The sequence below is a fragment of the Pseudomonas sp. AOB-7 genome, assembly GCF_003696305.1.
Taxonomy (GTDB): Bacteria; Pseudomonadota; Gammaproteobacteria; order Pseudomonadales; family Pseudomonadaceae; genus Aquipseudomonas.
In genome coordinates this window covers 99,346-111,949 of record NZ_RFFK01000009.1, presented here as the reverse complement: position 1 = coordinate 111,949, position 12,604 = coordinate 99,346, and the positions used below count along the sequence as shown (strand labels likewise).

9 protein-coding genes and 1 tRNA gene are annotated in these 12,604 nt (G+C 68.5%); 5 read left to right on the top strand and 5 right to left on the bottom strand.

Annotation, left to right across the window (positions count from 1 at the left end; genetic code table 11):
• Positions 1 to 777: an alpha/beta fold hydrolase gene (locus EA796_RS17075; protein WP_122109473.1), complete on the bottom strand. Its 777-nt coding sequence runs from the start codon at positions 775 to 777 to the stop codon at positions 1 to 3.
• 116 nt (positions 778 to 893) lie between these two features.
• Here EA796_RS17075 and EA796_RS17070 point away from each other — a divergent pair, with 116 nt between their 5' ends.
• Positions 894 to 2,324 carry an HD domain-containing phosphohydrolase gene (locus EA796_RS17070; protein ID WP_122109472.1) on the top strand — a complete coding sequence of 477 codons (1,431 nt, stop codon included), beginning with the start codon at positions 894 to 896 and terminating at the stop codon, positions 2,322 to 2,324.
• 67 nt (positions 2,325 to 2,391) lie between these two features.
• Here EA796_RS17070 and EA796_RS17065 read toward each other — a convergent pair.
• A tRNA-Arg gene (locus EA796_RS17065) sits at positions 2,392 to 2,468 on the bottom strand.
• A 334-nt stretch (positions 2,469 to 2,802) separates the two neighbouring features.
• Here EA796_RS17065 and gabD point away from each other — a divergent pair.
• Positions 2,803 to 4,254, top strand: coding sequence for an NADP-dependent succinate-semialdehyde dehydrogenase (gene gabD / locus EA796_RS17060; protein ID WP_122109471.1), 1,452 nt, complete (start codon positions 2,803 to 2,805; stop codon positions 4,252 to 4,254).
• A 254-nt stretch (positions 4,255 to 4,508) separates the two neighbouring features.
• Positions 4,509 to 5,789: a 4-aminobutyrate--2-oxoglutarate transaminase gene (gabT, locus tag EA796_RS17055; protein WP_122109470.1), complete on the top strand. Its 1,281-nt coding sequence runs from the start codon at positions 4,509 to 4,511 to the stop codon at positions 5,787 to 5,789.
• Positions 5,790 to 6,191: 402 nt separating this feature from the next.
• Here gabT and EA796_RS17050 read toward each other — a convergent pair whose 3' ends face one another.
• Entirely contained in the window at positions 6,192 to 6,554 is a 363-nt protein-coding gene (locus tag EA796_RS17050; RefSeq protein ID WP_122109469.1) for a cupin domain-containing protein, read from the bottom strand.
• Between the two features lie 23 nt (positions 6,555 to 6,577).
• On the bottom strand, positions 6,578 to 7,894 hold the full coding sequence (locus tag EA796_RS17045) for an aspartate aminotransferase family protein (protein ID WP_122109468.1): 1,317 nt from the start codon (positions 7,892 to 7,894) through the stop codon (positions 6,578 to 6,580).
• A gap of 226 nt (positions 7,895 to 8,120) precedes the next feature.
• Between EA796_RS17045 and EA796_RS17040 the strand changes: the two genes are divergently transcribed.
• Both EA796_RS17040 and EA796_RS17035 read left to right on the top strand, forming a co-directional pair.
• Positions 8,121 to 9,614 carry an aldehyde dehydrogenase gene (locus EA796_RS17040; RefSeq protein ID WP_122109467.1) on the top strand — a complete coding sequence of 498 codons (1,494 nt, stop codon included), beginning with the start codon at positions 8,121 to 8,123 and terminating at the stop codon, positions 9,612 to 9,614.
• 384 nt (positions 9,615 to 9,998) lie between these two features.
• Entirely contained in the window at positions 9,999 to 11,171 is a 1,173-nt protein-coding gene (locus EA796_RS17035; RefSeq protein WP_122109466.1) for an MFS transporter, read from the top strand.
• A gap of 1 nt (position 11,172) precedes the next feature.
• On the opposite strand, the gene EA796_RS17030 is transcribed toward EA796_RS17035, so the two are convergent.
• Positions 11,173 to 12,594, bottom strand: coding sequence for a PLP-dependent aminotransferase family protein (locus EA796_RS17030; protein ID WP_122109465.1), 1,422 nt, complete (start codon positions 12,592 to 12,594; stop codon positions 11,173 to 11,175).
• Positions 12,595 to 12,604 lie beyond the last annotated feature (10 nt).

Sequence of the window (12,604 nt, the reverse complement as noted above, 5' to 3'; positions counted from 1 at the left end):
TTACTTGCCGGCTCGCGCCTGGCTCTCCTGCACCGCCTGGAGTATCACCTTGGCCACGTCCTCGGGGCGCGATTGCTGCGGTACGTGGCTGGCGGCGAGCTCGGTGGTCTGAGCGCCGATCTTTTTGGCGAAGTCGCGCTGCATCTGCGGCACGATCATGCGGTCGTCGCTGGCGACGATGTACCAGGACGGCTTCTGCTGCCAGGCGGCGACGCTGGTGCGCTCCTCGAAGGCGGCGGCGCGGATCGGGCCCTGGGTGGCGCTCATCACCGCGGTCTGTTCGCGTGGCAGATCCTGGGCGAAATCGTTGGCCATGCCCTGCGCGGTCAGGTACAGATAGCCGTTCTTGTCGGCGGCGATCTGGCTGGAACCCGGCGCGGTGGGATAGCCACCATAGAGCTCTCCGCTGGACTGGCCGGGATTGGGTGCGAAGGCGGCGACGTAGACCAGCCCGCGCACCTTGTCGTCGGTGCCGGCCTGGCTGATTACCGTGCCGCCCCAGGAGTGGCCGACCAGCACCACGTCGCCGTCCTGATTGTTCAGCACGCGTTGGGTGGCGGCGACGTCGTCGGCCAGCGAGGTCAGCGGGTTCTGCACCACGGTGACGGCGATCCCCCGGTTCTGCAGCAGCGGCACGACCTTGGCCCAGTCGGAGCCGTCGGCGAAGGCGCCGTGGACGATGACCACCGCGGGCTGGGCGGTGGCGGCCTGGCTGGCGGCGCTCAGCAGCGTGGCGGATAGGGCCAGGGCCAGGGCGAGGGGCTTGGGTAGGTGCATGGCGGATTCTCCTGAGTAGTGGGAGACGCCAGTGTCGGGCGGGCTCGTCGGCCCCGGTATCGGTCGTTTATCCGAGGGCGGCGCGAAAATGAGCAGAGCGGGAGTGGGGAACCAAGATGCAGGAGACTGAGGGCGTCGCGCTGCAGGACGCCATGCTGGCGCTGGCCATGGTCGGCGATCTGAGCATGGGCCAGCCCATCGACCAGTCGCGCCGCACCGCACGCCTGGCGCAATGGCTGGTGCAGGCCTGCGGTGGCGATCGGGCGCAGGCGGATGCCGCCCGCCAGGTGGCATTGCTGCGCTGGTCGGGCTGCACGGCCAACGCCGAGGGCTTCATGCATTTGCTCGGCGACGACGTTGGCGGGCGCCGCGCCATGCTCGCGCAAACCCTGGATGCGGCGGGGCAACGCGCCATGCTGCGCACCACGCCGCTGGCCCAGGTGCACTGCGAGGTCGCCGGCGATATCGCCCGCACCCTCGGCCTCGACACGGCCGTGGAGCAGGGCCTGCGCCACGTGTTCGAACAGTTCGACGGCCAGGGCCGCCCCGCCGGCTTGCGCCATCCCGAGGTGCCGGAGGTGGTCTATCAGGTGGTGTTGGCCGGCGACCTGGAGATCCTCTCCCGCGTGCACGGACTGGACGCCGCGCTTGAGTGGATCGACGGCCAGGGTGATCGCCTCTACCCGGCCGCGCTGGCCGGCGAACTCACGCGTCATGCGCGGGACTGGCTTGAGGCGCTGCGCGAGCCCGAGGCCGTGGCGCCCGACAGCGGGCCGCAGGTCTCGCTGACCCTGGTGGGCGACGTGATCGACCTCAAGTTGCCCTGGCTGGCCGGCTACTCGCGCCAGGCCGCCGAACTGGCGCGTGCGGCGGCGCGGCTCTGGGGGCTGGCGGAGGCGGGCGTCGAGCGCCTGGGCCGGGCGGCGCTGCTCCACGGCATCGGCCGCGCCTCGGTGGCCAACCGCATCTGGAACCTGCCGGGGCCGCTGCTCGCCGGTGACCTGGAGCAGGTACGCCTGGTGCCCTACTGGACCCAGCGCGCCTGCGCCCAGACTGGCGGCCTGGGCGAAGCGGGCCAGTTGGCCGCGCATGCCTACGAGCGGCTCGATGGCAGCGGCTATTTTCGCGCCCTCGCCGGCGATGCCCTGCAGGCCGAGCACCGCCTGCTGGCCGCCAGCCTGGCCTGGCAGGCGCTGCGTGGCGCACGCCCCTGGCGCCCGGCGTTCAGCGAGGAACAGGCCGCGCGGTTGTTGCAGGACGAGGCGCAGCGGGGCCGCTTCGACCCGCTTGCCTGCCAGGCGGTGATCGCCGCGGCGCGTGGCGAGCAACGGCCAATGGCTGCCAGGGCGGGCAACGGCCTCTTGAGCGAACGCGAGACGCAAATTCTGCGGCGCATCAGCGCCGGGGCGAGCAACAAGGAAGTGGCGCGCGACCTGGGCATCAGCCCGAGCACGGTGCGCACCCACGTCGAGAGCCTGTTCCGCAAGCTGCAGTGCTCGACCCGCGCCGCCGCGACGCTGAAGGCGCTGACCCTGGGAGTGATCTGAGCCCCTGTGGAGCCGCCGCCCGAACAAAAGAAAAGGCCCCAGGTTTGCACCTGGGGCCTTTGGTATCTGGCGCATCCGGCGGGATTCGAACCCACGACCCCTGCCTTCGGAGGGCAGTACTCTATCCAGCTGAGCTACGGATGCGTTGCGGGGCGCAATCATACGCATCTCGGCCTTGGGCGTCCATGCCCGCCCCGTTCGCGATATCGAACGCAGGTGCAGAAGCCGTCGGTGCCTGTGCCGGCGCATCATGGCGTTGAATATTTCGTTAATTTTTTCGAACAGGCTCTTGCCCTTTACCCCCTTCGACCCTAGGATTCGTTTGAGATTTCAAACGGGCTGCTGGCTTATCCGGAACAACCGGCCTGGCGGCGGCTCTGAATCCTTGCGACAGGCGCCTGCGGCGCTTTCCGGGCCTTGCCCACGACTCCAACGAGCACACGCCGACGCCTGGGTGTCGGGACTGAAGGAGACTGCCATGCAACTGAAAGACACCCAGCTGTTCCGCCAGCAGGCCTATATCGACGGCCAGTGGCTGGACGCCGACAGCGGCCAGACCATCGCGGTGAACAACCCTGCCACCGGCGAGATCATCGGCCACGTGCCGAAGATGGGCCGCGCCGAGACCCGTCGCGCCGTCGAGGCCGCCGAGAAGGCGCTGCCGGCCTGGCGCGCGCTGACCGCCAAGGAGCGGGCGAACAAGCTGCGCCGCTGGTTCGAGTTGCTGATGGAGAACCAGGATGACCTCGGTCGCCTGATGACCCTGGAGCAGGGCAAGCCGCTGGCCGAGGCCAAGGGCGAGATCGCCTATGCCGCCTCCTTTATCGAGTGGTTCGCCGAGGAAGCCAAGCGTGTCTACGGCGATGTGATCCCCGGCCACCAGCCGGACAAGCGCCTGATCGTGATCAAGCAGCCGATCGGCGTCACCGCGGCCATCACCCCGTGGAACTTCCCCGCCGCGATGATCACCCGCAAGGCCGGCCCGGCCCTGGCCGCCGGCTGCACCATGGTGATCAAGCCGGCCTCGCAGACGCCGTTCTCCGCCCTGGCCCTGGTCGAGCTGGCCGAGCGCGCCGGCATCCCGAAAGGTGTGCTCAGCGTGGTCACCGGCAGCGCCGGCGAAGTGGGTGGCGAGCTGACCAGCAACCCCATCGTGCGCAAGCTCTCCTTCACCGGCTCGACCGAGATCGGTCGCCAGCTGATGGCCGAATGCGCCCAGGACATCAAGAAGGTGTCGCTGGAGCTGGGCGGCAACGCGCCGTTCATCGTCTTCGACGACGCCGACCTGGACGCCGCGGTGGAAGGCGCGCTGATCTCCAAGTACCGCAACAACGGCCAGACCTGCGTCTGCGCCAACCGCATCTATGTGCAGGACGGCGTCTACGATGCCTTCGCCGAGAAGCTGATCACCGCCGTGGGCAAACTGAAGATCGGCAACGGTCTGGAAGACGGCACCACCACCGGCCCGCTGATCGACGGCAAGGCCGTGGCCAAGGTGCAGGAACACATCGAGGACGCCGTAGGCAAAGGCGCCAAGCTGGCCCTGGGCGGCAAGCCGCACGCACTCGGTGGCACCTTCTTCGAGCCGACCATCCTGCTCGACGTGCCGAAGACCGCCGCGGTGGCCAAGGAAGAGACCTTCGGCCCGCTGGCGCCGCTGTTCCGCTTCAAGGACGAGGTCGAGGTGATCGCCATGGCCAACGATACCGAGTTCGGCCTGGCCTCCTACTTCTATGCCCGCGACCTGGGCCGCGTGTTCCGCGTGGCCGAGGCGCTGGAGTACGGCATGGTCGGCATCAACACCGGGCTGATCTCCAACGAAGTGGCGCCGTTCGGCGGGGTCAAGGCCTCGGGACTGGGCCGCGAAGGCTCCAAGTACGGGATCGAGGATTACCTCGAGATCAAATATATGTGCCTGGGCGGCATCTAATCGCTGCTGCGCTCGGCCGGGCCAGACGGCGGAACCGGGAAAATGCTCGTTGGCCACGGCCAACTGCACTTTCCCGGTTCCGCCGTCTGGCCCGGCCATCGCTCGCTACGCGCCTAGCGCTTTGCTCTAGGCTGTAACGGGCCCGAATTCACCGAGCCCCCGCGGCCGCGGCAGTCGATCATCGCATGCTGCCCTGGCCAACCCGGGGGCGTTTCATCCTTCACCTGCGCCGCGATGACGGCCATGAGGACACCATGAGCAAGACCAACGAATCCCTTATGCAACGCCGCACCGCCGCCGTTCCGCGTGGCGTGGGGCAGATCCACCCGATCTTCGCCGCCAAGGCGGAAAACGCCACCGTGACCGACGTCGAGGGTCGCGAATTCATCGACTTCGCCGGCGGCATCGCCGTGCTCAACACCGGTCACCTGCACCCGAAGATCATCGCCGCGGTGCAGGAGCAGCTGACCAAGCTGACCCACACCTGCTTCCAGGTGCTGGCCTACGAACCCTACGTGGAAGTGGCGGAGAAGGTCGCCGCGCGGGTGCCGGGCGACTTCGCCAAGAAGACCCTGCTGGTCACCACCGGCTCCGAGGCGGTGGAGAACGCGGTGAAGATCGCCCGCGCCGCCACTGGCCGCGCCGGGGTGATCGCCTTCACCGGTGGCTACCACGGCCGCACCATGATGACCCTGAGCCTGACCGGCAAGGTCAACCCCTACTCAGCCGGCATGGGCCTGATGCCCGGCGGCGTGTTCCGCGCCCAGTATCCCTGCGCGCTGCACGGCGTCAGTGTCGACGACGCCATGGCCAGCATCGAGCGCGTCTTCAAGAACGATGCCGAGCCGCGCGACATCGCCGCGATCATCATCGAGCCGGTGCAGGGCGAGGGCGGTTTCTACGTCGCGCCGAAGGAATTTATGCAGCGCCTCAGGGCCCTTTGTGATCAGCACGGCATCCTCTTGATCGCCGACGAGGTGCAGACCGGCGCCGGGCGTACCGGCACCTTCTTCGCCATGGAGCAGATGGGCGTGGCCGCCGACCTGACCACCTTCGCCAAGTCCATCGCCGGCGGCTTCCCGCTGGCTGGGGTGTGCGGCAAGGCCGAGTACATGGACGCCATCGCCCCGGGCGGCCTGGGCGGCACCTATGCCGGCAGCCCGATCGCCTGCGCCGCGGCCCTGGCGGTGATGGAGGTGTTCGAGGAGGAGAAGCTGCTGGATCGCTCCAAGGCGGTCGGCGAACGCCTGGTCACCGGACTCAAGGCCATCGCCGCCAAGCACAAGGCCATCGGCGACGTGCGCGCGCTGGGTTCGATGATCGCCGTCGAGCTGTTCGAGAACGGCGACCTCGCCAAGCCGAACGCCGCGCTGACCGGGCAGGTGGTCGCCAAGGCCCGCGAGAAGGGCCTGATCCTGCTGTCCTGCGGCACCTACGGCAACGTGCTGCGCGTGCTGGTGCCGGTGACCGCGCCGGACGCCCAGCTGGACAAGGGCCTGGCGATCATCGCCGAGTGCTTCGACGAGCTGGCCTGACGTTTCCACGCCGTCCGGATGCTGTACCCAAGACCCGCGCAAGCGGGTCTTCTTGTTTGGGGCTCCCGCAACCCCTGGGGAAGTTCTGAAAAAGCCATTTATCGTCACTCCCGCGCAGGCGGGAGCCCAGGGACTGCAGGTTCTGGGTTATTCCCCTTCGGGCCAGCGCAAGCGCTGTTCAGCGATAAAGCTGCTGTCCCGCCTGCGCGGGAATGACGGCTATTGCAGCGCTTCCCCAGGCCCGGTGCCTGGCGCGGGGGCGTTCCCGGATTGCATCCGGCTGCAGGTCCCTCGGCTCCGCAAGCATCGCGGCTAAAGCCCCTCGCACGATCCGGGGCATTTTCTCCACGGATAAAAAAGCCCGCACGAGGCGGGCCAAAGGGTGACAAGCAACAGGAATCCTTACTTGGCCTGCTCGAAGATCACGTAGACCTTGCGGCAGGTTTCCAGCACTTCCCAGGTGCCGGAGAAGCCGGCGGGAATGACGAAGCGGTCGCCGGCGCGCACGGTCTTGGCGTTGCCCTCGGCGTCGCGCAGTACCGACACGCCCTGGAGAATCTCGCAGTATTCGTGCTCGGTGTAGTTCACCGTCCACTGGCCCACCGCGCCCTCCCAGATGCCGGCGTTGAACTGGCCGCAGGGGCTGGCGTAGTGGTTGCGCACGCTCTGCTCGGGGTCGCCCTTGAGCACTTTCTCCGGCGCCGGGCGGTAGTGTTCGGCGGCGGTGGCGGCCTGGGCGAAGTCGAGGATCTGCTCGATTTTCATCTTCTGCTTTCCGTGGGTGGGGGTCAGTGGGCGGCCTGGCGGATGGCGTCGGCGAGCTTCTCCACCAGGCTGTCGATATGCGCCTTCTCGACGATCAGCGGCGGCGACAGGGCGATGGTGTCGCCGGTCACCCGCACCAGCAGGTCGTCCTGGTAGCAGCGCTCGAACACCTGGTAGCCGCGCTTGCCGGCACCGGCCTCGCTCGGCGCCAGCTGCACGCCGCCGACCAGGCCGACGGCGCGGATGTCGATGACGTTGGGCAGCTCGCGCAGGCTGTGCAGGCCGTCCTGCCAGTAGCCTTCCAGCTCGATGGCCTGTTCGAACAGACGCTCGTTCTGGTAGATCTCCAGGGTCGCCAGGGCGGCGGCGCAGGCCACCGGATGGCCGGAGTAGGTGTAGCCGTGGAACAGCTCGATGCCGTCCGGGCCCTGCATGAAGGCGTCATGGATTTTTTCATCGACCAGCACCGCGCCCATGGGGATGGCGCCGTTGGTCAGGCCCTTGGCGCAGGTGATGATGTCCGGGGTGACGCCCCAGCGCTGCGCGGCGAAGGCCTGGCCGACGCGGCCGAAACCGGTGATCACCTCGTCGAAGATCAGCAGGATGCCGTGCTTGCGGGTGATCTCGCGCAGGCGCTGCAGGTAGCCCACCGGCGGCAGCACCACGCCGGCCGAGCCGGACATCGGCTCGACTATCACCGCGGCGATGTTCTCCGCGCCGTGCAGGGTCACCAGGCGCTCCAGCTCCTCGGCCTTGTCCACGCCGAACTCGGGCAGGCCGCGGCTGAAGGCGTTGCGGGCGAGGTCCAGGGTGTGCGGCAGGTGGTCGACGCCCGGCAGCTGCAGGGGGAAGGCGCGGCGGTTGTTGACCATGCCGCCGACCGAGATGCCGCCGAAGCCGACGCCGTGATAGCCCAGCTCGCGGCCGATCAGGCGGGTGCGGCTGCTCTGGCCGATGGCGCGCTGGTAGGCCAGGGCGATTTTCAGCGCGGTGTCGGCCGACTCGGAGCCGGAGTTGGTGAAGAACACCTTGTTCAGCCCGGCCGGGGCGATCGCCGCCAGGCGGCTGGCCAGCTCGAACGGCAGCGGGTGGCCCATCTGGAAGGTCGGGGCGAAATCCAGCTTGGCGATCTGCCGGCTCACCGCCTCGGTGATCTCGCGCCGGCCATGGCCGGCGTTGCAGCACCACAGCCCGGCGGTGCCGTCCAGAACCTGGCGCCCGTCGCTGGCGGTGAAGTACATGCCCTCGGCGCTTTCCAGCAGGCGCGGCTTGGCCTTGAACTGGCGATTGGCGGTAAAGGGCATCCAGAAATCGTCGAGCCGGGTGTTGTCTATTGTCATGTCAGCTACCGAAGCGCGAGGTGAGGAGGGTGCGCGTGGCGGCAGTCTATGTTTAATAAAACGAACATGACAAGGGGGTTTTCCTGGCCTTTGTCAAAAATATTGAAAAGGTGCAGCCCTCTGGTTTAGTGTGGCGCACAGGATTTGGCCACTTCGCTGGCCTTGCAGAATTATTTACAGTGCGCGCCTCGGCGAGGCGCCACCTTCACCCCTAGAGGATGCCGGAATGACTAGCCTGACTCGTGCCGACTGGGAACAGCGCGCCAAGACCCTGACCATCGAAACCCGCGCCTTCGTCCACGGCCAATACCGCCCGGCGGAGTCCGGCGCCACCTTCGAGTGCATCAGCCCGGTGGACGGCCGTCTGCTCGGCCTGGTCGCCAGCTGCGACGCCGCCGACGCCGAGATCGCCGTGCGTGATGCCCGTGCCGCCTTCGACTCCGGCGCCTGGTCGCGCCTGGCGCCGGCCAAGCGCAAGCAGGTGATGATCCGCTTCGCCGAGCTGATCGAGCAGCACGGCGAGGAGCTGGCCCTGCTGGAAACCCTGGACATGGGCAAGCCGATCAGCGACTCGCTGAGCATCGACGTCGCCAGCGCCGCCAACGCCCTGCGCTGGAGCGGCGAGGCGATCGACAAGATCTACGACGAAGTGGCCGCCACCAGCCACGACCAGCTGGGCCTGGTGACCCGCGAGCCGGTCGGCGTGGTCGCCGCCATCGTGCCGTGGAACTTTCCCCTGCTGATGACCTGCTGGAAGCTCGGCCCGGCGCTGTCCACCGGCAACTCGGTGGTGCTCAAGCCGTCGGAAAAATCGCCGCTGACCGCCATCCGCATCGCCCAGCTGGCCATCGAGGCCGGCATCCCGGCCGGGGTGTTCAACGTGCTGCCGGGCTTCGGCCACACGGTCGGTAAAGCGCTCGCCCTGCACATGGACGTCGACACCCTGGTATTCACCGGTTCGACCAAGATCGCCAAGCAGCTGATGATCTACGCCGGCGAGTCGAACATGAAGCGCGTCTGGCTGGAGGCCGGCGGCAAGAGCCCGAACATCGTCTTCGCCGACGCCCCGGACCTGCAGGCCGCCGCCGAGGCCGCCGCCAGCGCCATCGCCTTCAACCAGGGCGAGGTGTGCACCGCCGGCTCGCGCCTGCTGGTGGAGAACTCGATCAAGGACAGGTTCGTGCCCATGGTGGTCGAGGCGATCAAGGCCTGGAAGCCGGGCAACCCGCTGGACCCGGCGACCAACGTCGGCGCCCTGGTCGACACCACCCAGCTGAACAACGTGCTGGGCTACATCCAGGCCGGCCACGACGACGGCGCCAAGCTGGTGGCCGGCGGCAAGCGGGTGATGGAAGAAACCGGCGGCACCTACGTCGAGCCGACCATCTTCGACGGCGTGAGCAACGCCATGCGCATCGCCAAGGAGGAAATCTTCGGCCCGGTGCTGTCGGTGATCGGCTTCGACAGCGAGGAGGAAGCGGTGGCCATCGCCAACGACACCGTTTACGGCCTGGCCGCGGCGGTGTGGACCAGCAGCCTGTCGCGCGCCCACCTGGTGGGCAAGGCCCTGCGCGCCGGCAGCGTGTGGATCAACCAGTACGACGGCGGCGACATGACTGCGCCGTTCGGCGGCTTCAAGCAGTCCGGCAACGGCCGCGACAAGTCGCTGCACGCCTTCGACAAGTACACCGAGCTGAAGGCCACCTGGATCAAACTCTAACGGTAGCGGGACGATCTCCTGGTCGTCGGCCATACGGCGTTGCGTCCTCGCTTTTAATGCTCACGTACTGCAGTACGCTGCGCTTAAAAGCTCCGGGGCGCCTGATTCGCTGACGCTCACCCTTCGGGCCAGCCTTCGGCTGTTACTCCCGTTGGTCGTTGGTTCTGGCCTTAGCCCAGAAGATCTTTTTCGGCGCTGGATTTGGCCGAAAATCTGTTTGTGGGGAGAGCGTTTCTGTTCTCCCTTTAGGTCAGCCCCCGAACTGAGGGGCCGGCTCCCTGCGAGCCACACCTGCGGCCGGGTTCCCCTGGAACCCGGCCGCCTTGCATTTGCGCGCCGGGCACTGCGACCGGCGCCGCGCGCGCCATGGACTGGAGTGGAACGATGAACTGGATGACCTATTTCGCCGTCAGTGCGGCGGTGGTGATAGTCGGCCTGGCGCTGGGGGTGACCCTGCCGCTGGTGTCCCTGCGTCTCGAGGCCTGGGGCTACGGGCCCTTCGCCATCGGCGTGATGGCGGCGATGCCGGCCATCGGCGTGCTGCTCGGCGCGCGCCTGACCGGCCGCCTGGCCGGCTGGTTTGGCTCGCCGCAGACGCTGCGCCTGTGCCTGCTGGCCAGCGCGGTGTCGGTCAGCCTGCTGGCGGTGTGGCCGAGCTACCCGCTGTGGCTGCTGCTGCGCCTGCTGATCGGCGTGTCGCTGACCGTGGTCTTCGTGCTCGGCGAGAGCTGGATCAACCAACTGGTGGAAGATCGCCTGCGCGGCCGCCTGGTGGCGCTGTACGGCACCGGCTTCGCCTTGAGCCAGCTGTGCGGGCCGCTGCTGCTGACCGCCCTGGGCACCGCCAGCGACCGCGGCTTCTGGGTCTCCGCCAGCCTGCTGGTGGCCGGCAGCCTGCTGCTGATCGGCCGCACGGGAGCGCCGGCGGTGGATGCCCACAGCGCCTCGGGCAAGGGCCTGGGGCTGTTCTGCCGCAAGTTGCCGGCGATTGCCTGGGCGGTGGTGCTGTTCGCCGCGTTCGAGGCCATGGTGCTGACCCTGCTGCCGGTCTACCTGCTGCGCGAGGGCTTCGCCCAGCAGATGGCGCTGATCATGGTCAGCACCGTGGTGGTGGGCGACGCCGCGCTGCAGCTGCCGATCGGCTGGCTGGCCGACCGCGTGCCGCGGCAGGCGCTGATGCGCGCCTGCGGGGTGATACTGCTCGGCTCCAGCCTGTGCATCCCGGCGGCGCTGCACACGCCGCTGATCTGGCCGCTGCTGCTCAGCTTCGGCGCCAGCGCCGGCGGCCTCTACACCCTGTCGCTGATCCTGGTCGGCCAGCGCTACCGCGACGATGCGCTGGTGCGCGCCAATGCCCATATCGCCCTGCTGTGGGGCGTCGGCTGCCTGCTCGGGCCGCTGTCCACCGGCGCCGCCAGCCAGTGGCTGAGCGGCCACGCGCTGCCGCTGCTGATGGCCCTCGGCGCGCTGGTGTTCATCGTCCTGGCCTGGCGCCGCGGTGCCTTCAGCGAGGTCGAAACGGGCAACGAGGCCATGCCGGGGGCCGCCCCGCGCTGATTCAGGGGGCTTCGGCGAGCAGCTCGGCGATGGTCGCGCCGACCTGGCGCACGGCCGCCTCGATGGCCACGCTGGGCGGCTCGGCGTAGTTCAGGCGGATGCAGTTGCGGTACTTGCCGGCGGCGGAAAAGATGCTGCCCGGCGCCACCTGGATCTTGTGCGGCAGCAGCGCGCGGTTGAGCCGCTGGCTGTCGAAGCCGCTGGGCATCTCCACCCACAGCATGAAGCTGCCCTGCGGCCGGCTGGCGCGGGTGCCGGCCGGAAAGTAGCGGCACACCCCGTCCACCATCAGGTCGCGGCTGCGCAGGTACTGGGCGCGCATGCGCCGCAGGTGCGGCTCGTAGTGGCCGGCCTCGAGGAACTCGGCCAGCGCCAGCTGCGGCAGCTGGGCGGTACTGCCGGTGCCCAGGTACTTCATGTGCAGCACCTGCTCCAGGTAGCGCCCGGGGGCGATCCAACCGACCCGCAGGCCCGGCGCCAGGGTCTTGGAGAAGGAGCTGCAGAGCAGCACGCGACCGTCCTCGTCATAGGACTTGATGGTGCGCGGGCGCGGGTAGGCGTAGGCCAGCTCGCCGTACACGTCGTCCTCGATGATCGCCACGTCGTGGCGCTGCGCCAGCTGCAGCAGGGCACGCTTGTTGGCCTCGGGCATGATGTAGCCGAGCGGGTTGTTGCAGTTCGGGGTCAGCTGGATGGCCTTGATCGGCCACTGCTCCAGGGCCATCTCCAGGGCCTCGAGGTTGATCCCGGTGAGCGGGTCGGTGGGCAGCTCCAGGGCCTTCATGCCGAAGCCCTTGAGCGCCTGCATCACCCCGTGGAAGCTCGGCGAGTCCACCGCGACTATGTCGCCGGGCTGGCAGATGGCGCGGATCGCCGCCGACAGCGCCTCGTGGCAGCCGGTGGTGATCACCAGGTCCTCGGCGGGGATGCGGCAGCCGGAATCGAGCAGCAGCCGCGCGATCTGCTCGCGCAGGCGCAGATCGCCACGGATGTCGCCGTAGGTCAGCACCTCCGGGTCCTGGCGCCGGGCCTGGCGCGCCAGCATGCGCAGCAGCGGTTTCAGCGTCGGGCTGCCGATATCCGGACGGCCACGGCCGAGCTGCAGCAGCTCGCGCTGCGGCGAGCTGCTGATCAGCGCCAGCACGTGATCCCACTGCGACACCTCCACCGGCCGCTGCGCCGCCCGGCTGACCTGCGGCAGCGCCGGCACCTGGCGCTCGGCCGGGACGAAGTAGCCGGACTTCGGCCGCGGCGTGGCCAGGCCCTGATCCTCCAGATGGCGGTAGGCCTGCTGCACAGTGCTCAGGCTGACGCCGTGCTCCTGGCTGAGGCTGCGTACCGAGGGCAGGCGGTCGCCGGGACGGTACAGGCCCTGCTCGATGCGCGCGCCGAGCAGTTCGGCCAGATTGAGGTAGAGGGTCATGACAGTTGCC